Consider the following 17,105-nt stretch of genomic DNA (forward strand, 5'->3'; position numbering starts at 1 on the left):
TTATACCCTCTCTAAGATACGCTTAGGAATTTTAGTCTCTTTACCATTAGTTTTCATTTGGTCTATATACGTTTTGTATGCCTCTTTAGCTTTTTCTTTTTCTTCTAATCCCCAATATGCATCTCCTAGATTAATATAAGCGACAGTTCTTTTTGGAGCTTCTTTAACTATCTTTTCTAAAAGAAATACTGCTTCTTTATATGCTTTGGATTGTTCTAGATAGTACGCTATATCATTATACTTTATTAATTCCTCATTGATTTCGACGTTTTTTAGTGCCAATTCTAAAACCGTGACATCAGTAATTAACTCCAGTTTATCAAATTCAGAATTAGAAAACAATTTTTGGATTGTACTAAAGTACGCATCTATATTTTGTTTGTAATTTTCATCCTGAAAATTTTTAAATTGTATTAATTGGGTAGTATCATTTTCTAAATCAACCGATTCATCATAAGAATAAGATACCTCACTTTTATAAGTATTACCAAATAATATCTCTCGCTGTCTATTGCTATAAAAATTAAATGCATTAGTCAGATAAATATTATCATCTTCAAAAATCACACGGTGCTGAATAGACTTATACTGATAAAGAAATAAGTCAAACTCAAAATTGATGCTTAGTCCATTGGGAAGGCAATTACAAATGATCATAAACTCAGATACCATTTCTTGATCTGAGACTTCTTCTACTAACTTATTTGCAGGTATTTCAAAATTAACATTGTTCCTTTTTATTATTATTGATTTTTTTGAAATATTTAGTCCTATTTCATAATTATCTTTTAAGCACTTTTTTGTTATTCTATATACGATAGAATCTTTTGAAGTCTTATGCCTACTAAGATCGTTTTCAATTATCTCAGGAATATTTTGAGAAGTTGTAACAGCATTTTTGTCTTTACAAGAAAAAGTTATTATTAATATTATGATTATATATCTCATGATTTTAAATCATTCTGGCTACAATAGACTTATTAATAGTAAGACTAGTAATCTATCATGATTAATTTTGAAGTTCAATTTTAGTTGGTTTTAAAATATAACCTTTCTCTTTTTCAAAGCTATACAATCCTTTCATAGTTTTAAAACCTTCTAAACCTTTGTTAAGTTCAGGCTGATCATAATTATATAGTATTACAGTAAAGGGTAATTCTCCTTTTTCGTTGAAACAAGTTTTATCGAAAGAATAATTCTTATAAAATTCTCCTGTCTTTGTATATATACTATCCTCAATATTAAATCTTTTCTTCACAATACGCAAAAGATTTTTATGATCGACTTCGGCAACTCTATCCAAAGAGTAATTATTAGTATTTAAATGATAAAAATTCTTTGAACTCAAAAAACCGCTACCTTCCCAGACTTCAAAAAAGTTTATAAAAGTTTCATCATTGCTATTTATGACAAAAGGAAATGTGATTTTACCTCCATCTTCATGAAAGAATGTTAATAATGTATCTTTTTTATTAGTATAGAGTAACAATTTTTCCTCTCCTTCTTCTATTACAGAATGATTTGCATAAATCTTTACCTTCTCGTCTTTCCAAATAACTCTATCGTTGCTTTTTTCTATACTAATACCCTTCTGGTAATAAGCAATTGAATCCTCGATTCCATTGTTTACTTGTTCAATTTCACCTTTATTGTTTTCTTTACAAGAATTAAAACTGAGTAGGACAAATAGTAATAATTGATAATTTTTTCGCATCATTCTAAAACCTCTATATCTGATCGTTTGATATATCCACCAGAAACTATGTTACCGTTATAATATACTTTTACCCAATCATTATTCATAACTTCTAAATACTTAAGAGTAATAATTATCAGAACTCTATAAATCATGGTATCTAGCTACTCTACAAAAGTTCTTTTCTGTAACTCTCCATTTTTATAAATCTCTATATATAGTAGTTTTCCTTTTTTAAAATTTTTAAAAGAATAATACTCCCATTCTCCTACTGGCTCTCCTTCATTGTATTGAGCTTCGAGATATGTGATTTCATCTACGCGACCATTAGATTTAGTTTCGATCCATTTGCCTTCTCGCATTGAATTCTTTACTTCTCCTTGTTCTTCTTTATTAGTATACCGTCCATCCTTTTCATAAAATCGAACGAATTTACCATTTGGTTTAATTTGCCATTTTTCATTTCTTATATATTCATAGCTTTCTCCTCCAACAATTGCCTGTAATATAATTTTATAATTCTCATCGATATATGGGTATACATGATATGTGTTATATGGTTCATTAGTAGTGTAATAAATATTTAGCATATCAATTAATTTCCCTTTTTTAGATTTGATTACCAAATCCGTAATAGCTACAGGATTATCTCCTTCACACCTTATCTCTTTATTATTGCCGTAGTATTTTGGAAATGTAGTGTAGGTAAAAAGTTCATAATCATCTAAACCTGTTATTTTTCCGGTTTTGACAAAAGACTTTAAAGGTCTACAATAAAAGAAATCATTATCTTTTTGTTTTGATCTAATATTCGTTACCAAAGGGATATCATAATAATTATAGCTATCCAATTCAGGACTATATTTATCCTTTTCATTTCTTTTAGAAACTTTAGTACTATCTTCTTTACTCCAAAGATTAAAAATTTGATAATATTTATTAATTTTTTCTATTGTCTTCTCTATTTCTGGTCTTTCTTTCATATTGTAACCAAAAACATATGAAGTGTCTTTTGGAAATTCAGTTGTCACTAATTCTTTAGATCCAAATGGTACTTCATATGTTTTTAGATACTCATTCTGATCATCTATTTGCTTTGAACTATTACTTAAAATCACTTCACTTTTAACAGGTGAGTTATAAGCTGCTTTTTTACAGGAAATAAATCCAATTAAAATATAAGTAAAGAAAAAATATTTCATTTGCATAGCTTATTCATTTAAGTTATCAATCCTATTATCCGGGAAATTACCTGCGTGCAGATGGTTATTATGGGATCCATTTCTTCTATGAACTATATCTTCAAGTCCATTGAACATTGCATTGCTTCCTCCTAGAACCTCTGTGAATCCCCAATATGCATCTCCTAGATTAATATACGCGACAGTTCTATTAGGAAACTTGTTAATAATCTTTTCTAAAAGAATACTCCTGCCAACTAAAAATTACTTCATTATTTAGAAAGTTAGAAATTCTACGTAGTTTACTTTGAGACAGGATTTTTAAACGCTAAAGAATCTTTTTTAATTACAAAATCAACTTTTTCAGAAGAGTTCATACCTTCAAGGCTAACATAGTAAATAATAATACTTTTAATAAAAGAGTTATTTTTATCTAATTTTGTTTCGAAGTAAGTATAATGGTGTATTACATCTAAAGTTTCATCTTCTTGATTATTTATAAATCTTTTTTCTTCAGAGGAATAATGTTTAAAAAAAGAACGGTGAACTATTCCAGATTTTAACCAACCACTTGTATCATAATCCAAAACATTTGAAATCTTATATGCGGTAAAAAAATCACCACCATCATTGGAATAGAACTCATAATTTTTAGAAAAAAATTCATTCTTTTCTTCATTTAACTTAAAGTAAGAACCTTTATTTACATAAAATGGCTCACTTTGAAAGAATACTTTTGATGAATCTATATACTTTTTCAATAATGCAGCTTCTTTATCTTTTTCTTCCGTACTTAGAAAACCATCAGGTCTAAAAAAATTATAATCAGAATTCACATCTAACAAATCAACACTTAATTTATTATCAAAATAAAAACCACATCTGCTTGCTGGTTTTACTATTTTTAAGTTTTCAGAACTAATAGATTCAATTTTTGAAAAGGCTTTGATTAATCTATTTTTTTCTTTGTTTATTAACACTTTCGACAGCGCTAAATCTTCGATGGCTACAGTAATCATAGAAAGTGCCGAATCTTTTTGGTTATCTACAAAAAATTGATTGAAAATTTTGTTTTCTCTCTTTTCTAAGATTAAAGTATCTATGCAGTCCTTTTTGATTTCCGCACCTATAGAAGCATCTTCTGGGCTTTCTATTTTAACTGAACTACACGTTATTATAAACAACAATGTTAAACAAACAACTAATAATCTCATGTTTATATTAATTTAAAGTTATTCCTAATGAAGAAGATTCTATTATCGTATAGTACCAACGCTCTTGATTAGTTGTGTTAACATATTTTGTAATATCGTACATAAAATGAAAAAATTCCTGTACTCCTGGAATAACTTGGCATCCCGTTGACCAACCACTAACATTATCATCAATTTCTTGACCTCCAAAATTATCGATAGTTGTAACTTCTTTTCCTTCTAAATCATTGGCTACTAATTTAACCGTGTTTTGAAATCTATTCTTCAAGTCTTTTGGTAAAACTGAATTTGTATCCCATACCGCAAAAGCATCTGTTATAGCATCCCAATCTGTTGTAGCTTTGTTAACTCTTTTATTGTAAGCATTGGTATCAGTAGTTTTTTGCACCACAGTTCTATCCAATTTGATTATCGTACCTTTACCAGGTTGTCCATCAACTTTAGCAAAGTTCTTTTCTTCGTTAAATTGTAACTTAACGATACTTTCAAAAACTCCTTCCTTTTTTAATTCCGTTAAAACGTCTGCTACCGCTGTATCATCATAACTACTTTCTAAAGTACCATCATTTGCTTGTTTATGGTGATACATAAGTAATTTAACTGCATCTTTTTTATTACTTGCATATTTTGAACTTACATAAGTTTGGTAAGAACTAAGCTTAATAGTTTTTTCAACATTTTCTCCGTCTTTAACCTCTATCTTTTTATCTGCATCAGTAGAACCTAAAATACCAGATAAAGTAAAGTTTTTGGTGTAATTCTCGAGGTTTTTATAACAAGTGATATCTTTAGGTTTATTTCCTGCTCCCCAATCTGATAAAATCTTGTAAATTTTCACTACTGTTAAATAAGCTTCCCTATCATCTCCATAATATGTATCCACATTATTTCGATTATAAGCCACTCCATAAGAATCAACTTCCGAAGGGATGCCTACTGGTTTTCTATTACTTATAAGTTTAAAATGTATATCTAAACCTTTGTCATTACTTTCTAATTTATTATCATCACTTTTCGGTTTCTTTCTATAAACATTTCTACTCCTAAAAGCAGGAATAATTACTTTCGACGAAACAAACTTGTGTAAACCTAAAAACATGTTTGTGGTTTGCGGTAACATTTTACCATTATTTTTATTAATCTTCCAAGGCTCTGTAGTGGCTATATATTGTTGGGCTTTTTTGACTCCTCCATCTTTCCATGCTAAAATCATACTATCATTAAAGCCTACATCTTCGGTAGTTGAAGTCACCATTTCTCTCCTTATGGATATTAAGTTCATTAGCCCATTTTCTTCTAACCATAACCCATTTCTCGCTAACATTAAGTTTTTAAGGAAATCATACAATTCCGTTTCACTTGCTGTTTGCAAATTAATCATTGTAAAACTTTTACCATCATATTCCATTGCGGTATTATCTTCCTCTTTTAACAAATCCTCGTAAGTAGTTTCTAAAATATCAGAAGAAAAGTCCGTTTTCGCCTTACCATCTACATCTTTTAGGATATTCTCAATATTATCCGCCGGAGCATCAGCATAAGTAGTCTCAATAGCATATTTAGCTTGTTCATAAATTATAGCTTCTGTGGCCTCATCTGGTATGATCAAAATATCATCATCTGTCGGTATTCCTTTTAAATCTGTAGGTCTGGTATAGGTAAAATCATCATTTTTATCAGATAATAAATGCATAAAATGTACAATACCATTCCAATTAAAATGCTTTAATAAAAATTCGCGTACGTCTGTTGTTTTATGAACTTCAGATTTTTCATCTTCTCCTGCTCCTAATGTAAAAGTTATATCTTCACCTTCGCGAGTTACATCCCAAGGAAATGGTTCTATAACGGTTGGAAATTCTATACTTAAAAACTTATCCTGAAAATTATCAAAAGTCGCTCTTCCCATAAATTAGTTTTCTTGTTTAACTGCTTTTAACTTTAACTTTGTATGATCTCCAGTGATACTAATATTTCTAATAATATCATTTTCCATTCTTCTACCCTGATATTCATAGTCCATAGATTTATCATCCAAATCTATAGTTATACTCTCTCCAACGGCATCTTGCGTTTGGATTACTAAGTAAATTTCATCATCCACTTCGATCTCATCTTTTTCTAAAACTTCTCCTTCTTTATCTTCAAAATGATATCCTAAAAACTCCGGCTCCTTCTCCTCCCGCTCCGTAATCGGTGTTACATTCTCAAAAGGATTACTAGGGTTCCAGTTTTTTTCAAAAATCTGACCACGTACCTTCTGTATACCTGGTGATAATACCAATTCCATTTTTAACGGACTATTACCCTCTGCGTTAAATTTTTCTTCTAAATGAACGCAATGACAGTTCGCAAACTCGAAATCAAATAGTTTACTAAATCCATCTCGTTTATAAAAACGAACATATCCATTGTACATGCTATGGGTAGAAAACATCCAATCATAGAACAACTCATCATTCTTTGTGGATTCTATCAGCAAACGGATTTTACCATCTTGTATACTCGTTTTGGGACGACCATTGCTATCAATAAGTTGTTGATACAGAAATGTACTATCCAGCACATTTCGTTCTTGGTCATTAATACATAGTTTTGCCTGAAAGGCCATAAGCGTGATAATTTGGTATTCGTGAGAGAAAAATATTAAAAATAACGTTCACAAACGCTAACACTGTTATTATTTCGACGTAGGGATATTTTCCCGTGATGAAAAGTATGATTATTACTATAATAGTTATACTGTAAGAACATTGTTTTCAATCTCAAAAATAGCTGAATTATTTTTGCTCCTATATTGAATCATTAAAAATGACCGATAATCAATGTTTTACCTTCATAGAAAGGTCATACAACACTCTAACAAGACTAAAACCTAACCCGATTACAGAAAAAAGTGGTACTCGCCTATAAAATTATTACCATCAATGGACTGACAACATCAAAGTTCATGATTCATTACCCCTTAATTTCCCTTGAAATAGCTAGCAAGTTTTATGATAATTTTGATCTGGAAACATTACAGATATAGTTATATTCGTAGCTATATCTGATTGTAACCCATTATTATGAAAAGCATAATAAACTTAATAATTTTAGCACTATTCATAAGTACTCTATGTTATGGACAACATACTTATGAATATTATCCTCCAAAAGAACTTGGTGACGGATGGGAAACGAACAACCTAAAATCACAGCAGATTGACACAGTATTGATTTATAAGTTATTTAACCAAATAAAAAATAGAGAAAATAAACTCCATAGTGTTTTATTGGTAAAAAATAACCAACTCATTATCGAGGAGTATTTTAATGGGCACTCAGCAGAGAAACCACACGACCTTCGTTCTACAACTAAAAGTATTAGAGCAATTTTAATGGGAATCGCAATTGATAAGGGATTTGTTGAGGATGTTAATGATCCAATATCAAAATACCTTAAAGACCCAATACCAAATAAAAATCGTGACAGAAGAAAAGAGCAGATTACAATTAAGCATCTTTTAACTATGTCTAGTGGACTTGACTGTAACGATTGGAACAAAAAATCAAAAGGACAAGAAGACAAAGTTTATAGAAAAAAAGACTGGCTCCAATATACACTTGATCTGCCAATGATAAATGATCCTGGAACAGTATCGAATTACTGTTCGATGGGTGCGATTTTGATAGTAGAAATAATAAGTCAAGCTTCAGGAATGACCATTGATAAATTCGCTGATAATTACTTATTCAATTTATTGGGAATTACAAACGTGAATTGGGGGCACACCTCAGACAAAAAGGTAATACCTTCTGGAAAAAGATTGTATATGACCTCACGAGATATCGCTAAAATTGGACAACTGATTCTTAATCAAGGAACATGGAAAGGAAAACAGATTGTGTCTGAGAAATGGGTCAATGAAGCTACCACACCAAAAACAAAAATTACTGGAATTGACTATGGCTATTTTTGGTGGAATATCCCATTTAACATAAACAAAAAAGCGGTCGTTGCCAAAACAGCAACTGGAAATGGTGGGCAATATATTATGGTAATCCCCGAGATTGACATGGTTGCTGTCTTTACTGGGGGCGCTTATAATTCACAAGAGGATAAATTGCCTTTTGCGATAATGAAAGACATCTTCCTACCTACGTTTTTCAATGAAAAATAAGAAAAGATAACAAAAGTTATAATTACTACAGGCTACAACCTCCGGCTAAACAAAATTTACAGCCTTGTAATTCATTTGATAAAATTTGGATATCAAATTTCTTCTGTGATTGCCGACAAAAAAGGATATACATATATAACTTTGTTCAGAACGCATTACTAGCTATATTCGTTAAGATATATAGTTGTTGTATGCTAGTAATAGGAATCTATTATAGGAGAATGGATAAGAAAATGTAAAACAGTTACTTTTAAAAATGAATACTACAGTAGAAAAATATATACTAGGACTCAAGCAAGCATATTTTGATAACAATTCGAAAGAATCATGGGAACATTTTGAAAAAACTAAAGATGGAGCGAGTAAAGAGGATATAAAAAAGCTTACACAAATATATCAGGATATTCCCGATGAGTTAATAGGTATGATCGAATATGTTGATGGCACATATTGGAGAGCGTATGCAGGAGAGAAAATCACTTTTTATTTCCTAGGTTCTGATATGTATGAATATCCATATTATCTATTATCATCCAAACAGATGATTGAAAATCAGCATCAAGCCATTGAATATTATGCTGATTATATTGAAAGAAAACATGAAGAGGTAGCCATCGATGATAAAATCACCAATGATGTAAATAAAATCAAATGGCTTCATTTTTCCGATTGTATGAATAATGGTGGCACCTCTCAATTATTTATAGATTTTAGTCCATCAACTAAAGGAAAGAAAGGGCAAATTGTAAGGTTCTTGCACGATCCAGATGAATTTAAAGTAATTGCGGATAGTTTTGAGACCTATTTAAAGATGCTAATGGATGCCAAATATAATTTTATCGATGAAGATATATTAGACTGAACCAGATAAAAATAGAAGTTCGAGATGTATATATCATGAAAACAGATCTATACGAACTTAACTATCAAAAAGGGTTTTCGAATATTTAAAAGGGCAAATATTAATTTATGAATTTAATTTTAGATTTCTTTTTAGTGGGAGGTATTTTCACCATTTCTATAATTATACTTCAACTATTAAGAATAAAAAACAAAGAACTACCTCAAAAAATATTAATTGTACTTTTTTTTCTTCTCTTTTCTGTTGCCTTCTATTTTTATGCATTGTTACATGACATTGTTTGGCTGATCAGGCTTTTCTTTTTACCTAATGACATGACTATCGTGATGCTAGGCCCCTTATTATTCTTATATGTAAAATCGTTATTCTTAGAAGAAGAAAATTTAGTAAAGAATACATTAGTTCATTTTATACCCGCATTCCTATTTGCCATTAGTATTACAATTCCAACCATACTATTCAATATCTTAAGGATAGATGAACTTGCATATACGCATACTGATTTGATTCGCTCTATTATAAGAATTGATAATCTATATTTCCTGTTATATTTATTTATATCATTAGGGTTATTATCAAAATATAGAAAGCTAACAAAATACAAATATTCGAATCTAACACACTATGACTTTAATTGGATTAAGATTATGCTTTTGTCAGCTATAGGCATTATTAGTGTTGATTTAGGGATTAAGGTATATGAATCATTTTATGGTAATTTTATATGGAATACAGACTTTCTAGTTGTATTAGCTATGATCACCCTAGTCATTTACTTAGGTTATTATGGTATACATCAATCCAAAGTATTATTGCCGTCTTTTTTATTACATAATGAGGTAGCATCTGAAATTAGTAAGGCAAAAAACAAAACAATTTCGGCCGCAAAAAAAGAAGCATTCGAAACCTTAAAGAACAAACTTGAATTTGTTTTAGATACAGACCAAACCTATTTAGATCAAGATTTAACTTTGGGAAAATTAGCACAAAAAATTTCGACAACAGATAAGATACTTTCTACCATGTTAAATCAATATATGAATACTACATTCTATGATTTGATAAATAAATATCGCGTACAAGCAGTAAAAGAAAAAATAAACTTAGATACATACAAAAATTACAACCTCTTTGGAATCGCTTGCGAATGTGGTTTTAAATCAAGAACCAGTTTTAACAGAATTTTCAAAAAAGAAACTGGACTTCCTCCTTCTGAGTATAAAAAAGTATGTTAGTAAAGTAGCGTTATCTTTTTTAACATATTATAACATACCAATGCTTCTATTGGTCAATCTAAATCCTTATAAATTCATTGATTTGTGGCTAACTTAATAAAAAGTAACAATGATAAAAAAAACCGTATTGACCTTATTTTTTTGTGTTATTACACTAAGCGCAATGTCACAAATTACAACTGATAAAAAACAAGATCCAAGTGTAGAAAAATCAATTTTTGGTATTCAAACAGGGTTTGCTGGAATATGGGTTTACAATGAATTTAAACTCTTAAACCAAATTGCATTGCGAGTCGAATTAGGTTTGGATGCCTATGATAATGATGATTTTTACCCAGATGCTGGTTTCTTGTTCGTAACTTCTACTTCTATTGAACCACGCTGGTACTACAACCTCAATAAGCGTAGTAATAAATCAAAGCGAATAGATGGTAACAGTGGTAATTTCTTTGCACTTAAAACAACCTTACGCCTGGATGATCTACTTATCGATTTTGGAGGCGATGATACTGCAAAAATAGTATCTAACCTATCTATAATTCCTACTTGGGGGATTAGGCGGAATATAGGTAAGCATTTTAATTATGAAACCGGAATTGGGGTAGGTTACATTCATTACTTTTCTGAAAATTCTGGATTTACAAAAAACAAAGGTGAAGCTGCTATAAACTTACACCTGCGCATTGGATATCAATTTTAGTAGTAAAAAATTATTCGCCATTTTGCTATATAACACTATGCAAGACTCTTTAGCTTTGAAGTTAATTTAATTAGATATAAACATCAAATTTTCTCTTCATTTGCTTATAAAAATGGATTCTGGTCCGCACTAGAATAACAAAAACCTAAAAAAAGGTAAAAATTTGTCTTTCTGGTACAGGCCAGAATCCAAAATAATAGTTTAAAGTTTAAATACGATTACTCTTTTTAGAGATATTGTTATATTAGTAACTGTATGTGATTTTTATCGATGATACAACTAAGCTAAACAAAAACTAATGAATGCCGAACAAAAAAAGAGTAAAAAAACTTTCGATTTGAAGAATCGAAAAATAATAATAAAGAAAAATCATTTTTTATTTGTACTTCTTTTTACATCTCTTTTGATCAATTCCCAATCTACAGATAATAATCAAAGTACAACAAAAATGGATTATCAATACGGCACGAACATAAAAGTAAATATTAATGAAGAAATACAATTCGAAGATGGCTTATCAATATTATTAAAATATTTTACCCATAAACATCCCTATGTCAATGGCCCAACAAAAGCAACAGCATATATAATACTTTCTAAAAATAAATTAATTGAAGAAGAATCACTTTCTATTCATGGAATTGAAGGTAAACCTGATATACATTATGATTCTTTACTTTGGGATAAATATGAGTTTCATTTAAAAGTATTTAATTATAATGAATCAATAGAAATCATTATTACAGAAAGGAAATAATAAAGTCTCACACTTAGTACTAACCTTATTATCAATATATTGTATACATGGTTATGTTCGTATCAGCATATCAAGGTTAGCAAATTTTAAAAAAATGCTGGAAAGTCTATTTGTCGAAAACAAAAAAGCTCCTATAAAAACGGTTATCTACTATTCAAAATCTAGTAGTCTATTCAATGTGATATTTTCTATACTATTTTTGATTTTTGGGATCTATGTCTTTTTTTATTTAAGCTACTTAATAGGTATTGGATTCATTGCGATATCAGTTTATGGAATAAGAAACAATTACAAACTTACAAAAGATAATAGTGTTCAACTTATTCTCTCTAAAGAAGGTATTGGCTATAAAGGAGCTCGCATCAAAAAATGGTCAGAAATAAAAAACGAGAACATCATTTTTGAGCCTTCCTCCACCGGAAGAAAATCACAGTATTATCTGAGCTACGATCATAGAAACAGGAACGAGAAAATACTCATCAATGAACTTGACATCAGTACACAAAGACTCAGTTACCTTCTAAAAATATATAGAAAACGGAGTGAGAAAAATTAAAACTCGTGTACATAAAGGTTTATACTTTCAGAAAAGCTCGTGAATTTTATAATTTTAACTCACTACATGAGGATAATCAGTTTCACGGTTCTGGAATCTAAGAATAGCTTCTTTTACCACTACTCCATTATCAATATTTATTGCATTTTTAATAGTCGCATTTCTATTCCAACTTACTGGCCCTGCAATAACCGACTCTAAATGTACTATTAATGCCGCAGAAATAGCCCTAGAGGCACTTTCCCAAAAATAACTAGGTGTATGATCCACTGCATAATAATCTATACTATCTATGGATATTATTGGTTCTTTAAACGTGGTAGGTTTGGCAAAATAAAACCCCATGCCTTCGTCACAGCTAACATCTATAATCAAAGTTCCTGGTTTTAATCTAGATTTTTCTTCTTCAACCACAAAATTGATTGGATGATCCGTATCTTGATAGATACCATTAACAATTATTTCTGATTCGTTAATCAAATCCAAAAGAGATCGCTCTGATCCATCATGTTCAATGACTTTTAACCTAGGTTCATTAGCTTCTCCAGTTTTGATCCGAACATAGTTTACATCTAATATTTCCTCTCTGACCTCGTGATCAGGTCTTTGAACACAGATAGTAATATCTCTAAATCCATGTGCTTTTAGCGCATAAATAGCCCCTCTACTAACTGCTCCAAAACTAAAAATAATAACCTTTCTTTGGTTTCCATAATGCCCATCTATTCCCTTCAGTTGTAAAGCATGTATAACTGCAGCATAGCCCGCCATTTCATTGTTTTTATAAAATGTATGCCTGCCAATTCTCCCATTTGGGCTCCAAACAAACATATCTTCAAAAGCGATTAAAGTTAACTTCCTATCAATAGCTGTTTGTGTAATTTGCATCTGCTGGGCACAATGAGGGTAGCCCCAAAGAACTCCTCCTGTTTTCAATTCTTCTAAATCTGATAATACCGGTTTAGCAATGATCGCCGACCCGATATCAGACAATATCTCTGATCTTGTGGCTATTCCTCCTGATTGCTTGGCAATTTCTTCATCTTCAATATTAAATGGTTTACCATATCCTTTTTCGAAAATAAGTTTTCTACGAATATCCTCTGGAAGTCTTTTTAAATGTTCCGGATGAATTGGAACACGTCTTTCGTCTTCCTTTTTTGAAGTACCAATAACTCCTATCTTTGATAAAATCATATGATTCTCTTTTTAGTTGAAACCAAACACCACTAATGAAATGAGTACGGCTATTTTATAAGATTGTTATAAAGAATTATTTGCCGGCGATCAGGCATTAATTTGACCACAAGTGTGTCAATAATAAAAAAGGATACTAAAAATCAGCCTTTCTGTTCACTAAGAATCAGTGAATAACATTATCAATACTAATGAATAAATAATTGTATTGTCGAAGTTACGCTAATTAATTGTACTTAATGATTTATAATGAAAGTATCTCTACCCTAAGAAGTTTGTTACTAAGTAAAGGGCTTGTCTTTAGTTAGCTATATCAAAAGCAGTAGGAATGAATTGTGCCACATACTTTATTGTTGCAACTTGTGTAAGTGAAATAAAAAATTCAGGTAAAAACCCCTTAGTATCGTTCTGTATAAATTATTTATCTTGGAGTTTATCGTATCCTGACTAATAATAAAGATAACAATAATGGCAATCATAACTTCACAAACCAGCGACCGAATTAAATTACCGTTCTCTTTTGATGCCGAGAAAATGTTAGAAGAATTTAAAGCCTTTACACCAGAACATTTCGAATATTATGATGTAATTCCGTTACGAGCTCCTGCGCATCAAGTAGATACATCACTACCCTTTCCTCCACCAGCAGATGATTACGCAGATGGTTCCTGGACAGATTGGTTGGATACCAAAGCGTTACAACAATCACCGTATCTAACCAGCGTGGTAGATTTTTTTCGTAAACATACCAAGGTAACTTTGGTACGCTTATTACGTTTGGCTCCTGGTGCGATTGTAAAAGAACATACAGACCCAACGCTAGGGTTAGAAATAGAGCGATCTATAATACGATTAACCATACCCATTACATTTAGCAATGACGTCACTTTTTATTTAAATAATGCACCTGTAACAATGCTACCGGGAGAGTGTTGGTATCTGAAATTAACTGACCCCCATAAAATTGATAATCTTGGCGCTACAGAACGTGTGAATTTTACGATCGATATGATCCCGAATGATTGGGTATTAAAGACAATTTTGGATAGTGAATCTTAAATAATTTACTCATTTGGAAAAATGATATTTAGAGGAATATAGGTTCATTCGATAACCTTCAACAATTATTAAGTATAATTAATAAAAACTAATAATAAGGAACATCAATTAACTTTAGGAGTCTATCGCAGATTAGATAATCGTCCACTAGAGATAAGCGACGATTCGGAAATGGCATTAGAGCTTCATAATAATAGGAAAGATGCATTGCTTAATGTTTTTAATTATGCCTTTGTTCCAGGACTAAAATATTTGGGAGAAAAATTAGTAGAAAAATTAGTTGATGATGTAATTACAAATTCTGTAAAGTGGATAATCTCGAAACTACGACCGAAACAAAAATCAAAAGAGCTATTAAATTTTCAAATTACCTTACCTGATGGCACATCTATTTATGTATATCCTTTGGAAGGAAATGGTTCTATTTCTATTCATTTTAAAGATGGAATGGTGGAATCCATAAAGTATGACACACAGAATACCTGAAAAATAGAATAAAAAATCTTTTACAAAGTGCCACTAAGAATTACTATGACCTTCCTTTTAAAGATCTTAAACCTAAATCAAAAACGCACACAATTTTAAGGTAAATGAAGTATATTTAACGCTTCATAAACTAATTAGAATCATATGTTGTCTAAATTCTATAACATAAAAAATTTAAAAGGTGATTTTACAGGTGGACTTGTCGCAGGTGTGGTTGCTTTACCGCTTGCATTAGCCTTTGGAGTACAATCAGGAATGGGGGCTACTGCAGGACTGTATGGAGCTATAGCTGTTGGTATTTTTGCCGCTTTATTTGGAGGCACACAAACTCAAGCAAGTGGTCCAACAGGCCCAATGACAGTAGTTTCTGCTACCCTAATAGCTGCCGCAATAGAGATGAATGGTTCATTAGAAAATGCGATGAGCATCATAGTACTCACTTTCTTATTGGGTGGACTCTTTCAGATTCTATTTGGTTTTTTGAACATCGCAAGTTATGTAAAATACTTTCCATATTCTGTAGTATCAGGTTTTATGAGTGGTGTAGGTCTAATCATTGTGATTCTTCAATTGTTTCCTTTTGCCGGTTTAGGTTCGGCCAAATCTACTACATCAGTTATGCAGGATTTACCAAGGCTTTTTTCTGAAGCCAATCCTTATGCCTTATTACTAGGGGGTATTACAATTGCTGTTTATTATCTTTTCCCAAAAATAACTAAAGCGATACCTAGTGCTTTGGTAGCCTTAATCGCTGCTTCATTAGTAGCTTATTTTATGAAAATAGATGTACCCTTAATTGGTGAAATCCCTTCAGGATTACCTTCACTTCGGTTAGATGGTATTTTTGCTATAGATTCCAGTGCTTTGGGAATCATTATAGAATATGGTGTCGTACTGGCTGTTCTAGGAAGCATTGATTCCTTATTAACTTCTGTAGTTGCGGATAACATGACTAAAACCCGTCATAATAGTAATCGGGAGCTAATAGGCCAAGGAATAGGTAATATGCTTGCCGCTGCTATTGGTGGTATTCCAGGTGCGGGAGCTACCAAAGGAACAGTAGTGAATATCAATGCAGGTGGAAGAACTAAATTATCTGGAATCTTACACGGCCTATTTCTGTTAGCTGTATTATTAGGTTTAGGAAAATTGGCAGCACATATTCCCCTTTGCGTATTGGCCGGTTTACTTATACCTATTGGTTTTAAAATAGTAGATTTCAAAGGCTTAAAACACCTATTAAAAGTACCCCGAGCTGATGCCGTTGTGCTAATTCTGGTATTATTCATTACTACCTTCGGAAGCTTGATACAAGCTGTTGGTATTGGAGTTGCATTAGCCTGTTTACTATTTATGAAAAAGGCTGGAGATTTAAGCGAACAGGGAATGGAAGTTGGAGACATCGCCGATTTTGATGGTTCAAAACCTTGGCAAGACGAAATCGATTTCTATAATACCTACAAAGATAAAGTCATCATCAAACATTTGTATGGCCCATTGTTCTTTGGTTTCACTTCTTATTTTAAGGATCAAATTAAAGCATTACCAGATGATGTTAGGGCAGTTATCCTAAGAATGGATCGGGTTCCTTATATAGATCAATCAGGTATTTACACTTTAGAGGATATTATTTTTGATCTTAGAGAACAAGATATTGAAGTGATACTTGTAGGGCTGAAAGAACAACCCAAAGATATGCTGGGAGCTGTAGATATTATCCCTGATCTTGTTCCCGAAGATGATCTGTTTGAAAATATCGAAGATAGTTTCACTTATTTACGAGAGAAATTCAAACAGCGTTCTGCTACTGTTTAATTATGAACAGTAAATATGTTATCCAAAATAAAAAAGAAAACATATTTTGTGCTTTTAAGTAACTAGTCTAATTAGTTTTTTAATAAAATTATAAAAAACTTAAAATCGATCAGATAATGTTCATGAATCTGCTTTAACACATTTTTAACCTTATAAAAAAGTTAGAAAAGCTCAAAAAAAACGA

At 31.1% G+C, this 17,105-nt stretch carries 16 protein-coding genes; 9 read left to right on the plus strand and 7 right to left on the minus strand.

Annotated elements, in window-relative coordinates; translation table 11 throughout:
* From Q0921_RS11080 to tssD, 6 genes are all read right to left on the minus strand, one after another.
* Window positions 1-948 carry a tetratricopeptide repeat protein gene (locus Q0921_RS11080; RefSeq protein ID WP_299256748.1) on the minus strand — a complete coding sequence of 316 codons (948 nt, stop codon included), beginning with the start codon at window positions 946-948 and terminating at the stop codon, window positions 1-3.
* Window positions 949-1,009: 61 nt separating this feature from the next.
* Window positions 1,010-1,717, minus strand: coding sequence for a hypothetical protein (locus Q0921_RS11085; RefSeq protein ID WP_299256749.1), 708 nt, complete (start codon window positions 1,715-1,717; stop codon window positions 1,010-1,012).
* A gap of 143 nt (window positions 1,718-1,860) precedes the next feature.
* On the minus strand, window positions 1,861-2,904 hold the full coding sequence (locus Q0921_RS11090) for a hypothetical protein (RefSeq protein ID WP_299256751.1): 1,044 nt from the start codon (window positions 2,902-2,904) through the stop codon (window positions 1,861-1,863).
* A 275-nt stretch (window positions 2,905-3,179) separates the two neighbouring features.
* Window positions 3,180-4,091: a hypothetical protein gene (locus Q0921_RS11095; protein ID WP_299256753.1), complete on the minus strand. Its 912-nt coding sequence runs from the start codon at window positions 4,089-4,091 to the stop codon at window positions 3,180-3,182.
* A 7-nt stretch (window positions 4,092-4,098) separates the two neighbouring features.
* Complete coding sequence (locus Q0921_RS11100; RefSeq protein ID WP_299256755.1) at window positions 4,099-6,000, minus strand: hypothetical protein; 1,902 nt, start codon at window positions 5,998-6,000, stop codon at window positions 4,099-4,101.
* 3 nt (window positions 6,001-6,003) lie between these two features.
* Window positions 6,004-6,702, minus strand: a complete 699-nt coding sequence (gene tssD / locus Q0921_RS11105) for a type VI secretion system tube protein TssD (RefSeq protein ID WP_299256757.1) — start codon at window positions 6,700-6,702, stop codon at window positions 6,004-6,006.
* Between the two features lie 457 nt (window positions 6,703-7,159).
* Between tssD and Q0921_RS11110 the strand changes: the two genes are divergently transcribed.
* The 6 genes from Q0921_RS11110 to Q0921_RS11135 all read left to right on the plus strand — a co-directional run bounded on the left by Q0921_RS11110 (window position 7,160) and on the right by Q0921_RS11135 (window position 12,364).
* Window positions 7,160-8,254: a serine hydrolase gene (locus Q0921_RS11110; RefSeq protein ID WP_299256759.1), complete on the plus strand. Its 1,095-nt coding sequence runs from the start codon at window positions 7,160-7,162 to the stop codon at window positions 8,252-8,254.
* A 256-nt stretch (window positions 8,255-8,510) separates the two neighbouring features.
* Window positions 8,511-9,116 carry an SMI1/KNR4 family protein gene (locus Q0921_RS11115; protein WP_299256761.1) on the plus strand — a complete coding sequence of 202 codons (606 nt, stop codon included), beginning with the start codon at window positions 8,511-8,513 and terminating at the stop codon, window positions 9,114-9,116.
* Window positions 9,117-9,223: 107 nt separating this feature from the next.
* The gene (locus Q0921_RS11120) at window positions 9,224-10,351 is read left to right on the plus strand and encodes a helix-turn-helix transcriptional regulator (RefSeq protein ID WP_299256763.1); all 1,128 of its coding nucleotides are present in this window, start codon (window positions 9,224-9,226) and stop codon (window positions 10,349-10,351) included.
* Window positions 10,352-10,514: 163 nt separating this feature from the next.
* Window positions 10,515-11,051, plus strand: coding sequence for a hypothetical protein (locus Q0921_RS11125; RefSeq protein ID WP_299256765.1), 537 nt, complete (start codon window positions 10,515-10,517; stop codon window positions 11,049-11,051).
* A gap of 298 nt (window positions 11,052-11,349) precedes the next feature.
* Window positions 11,350-11,808, plus strand: coding sequence for a hypothetical protein (locus tag Q0921_RS11130; protein WP_299256767.1), 459 nt, complete (start codon window positions 11,350-11,352; stop codon window positions 11,806-11,808).
* Between the two features lie 94 nt (window positions 11,809-11,902).
* Entirely contained in the window at window positions 11,903-12,364 is a 462-nt protein-coding gene (locus Q0921_RS11135) for a hypothetical protein (RefSeq protein ID WP_299256769.1), read from the plus strand.
* Window positions 12,365-12,418: 54 nt separating this feature from the next.
* Here Q0921_RS11135 and Q0921_RS11140 read toward each other — a convergent pair whose 3' ends face one another.
* A complete protein-coding gene (locus Q0921_RS11140) occupies window positions 12,419-13,561 on the minus strand; it encodes a N(5)-(carboxyethyl)ornithine synthase (RefSeq protein WP_299256771.1) in 1,143 nt (380 codons plus the stop codon).
* A gap of 468 nt (window positions 13,562-14,029) precedes the next feature.
* Here Q0921_RS11140 and Q0921_RS11145 point away from each other — a divergent pair, with 468 nt between their 5' ends.
* The 3 genes from Q0921_RS11145 to Q0921_RS11155 all read left to right on the plus strand — a co-directional run bounded on the left by Q0921_RS11145 (window position 14,030) and on the right by Q0921_RS11155 (window position 16,921).
* A complete protein-coding gene (locus Q0921_RS11145; protein WP_299256773.1) occupies window positions 14,030-14,620 on the plus strand; it encodes an aspartyl/asparaginyl beta-hydroxylase domain-containing protein in 591 nt (196 codons plus the stop codon).
* A gap of 171 nt (window positions 14,621-14,791) precedes the next feature.
* The gene (locus tag Q0921_RS11150) at window positions 14,792-15,106 is read left to right on the plus strand and encodes a hypothetical protein (RefSeq protein ID WP_299256775.1); all 315 of its coding nucleotides are present in this window, start codon (window positions 14,792-14,794) and stop codon (window positions 15,104-15,106) included.
* Between the two features lie 144 nt (window positions 15,107-15,250).
* Complete coding sequence (locus Q0921_RS11155) at window positions 15,251-16,921, plus strand: SulP family inorganic anion transporter (protein ID WP_299256777.1); 1,671 nt, start codon at window positions 15,251-15,253, stop codon at window positions 16,919-16,921.
* Window positions 16,922-17,105 lie beyond the last annotated feature (184 nt).

Source organism: uncultured Aquimarina sp. (assembly GCF_947496855.1).
Classification (GTDB): domain Bacteria; phylum Bacteroidota; class Bacteroidia; order Flavobacteriales; family Flavobacteriaceae; genus Aquimarina.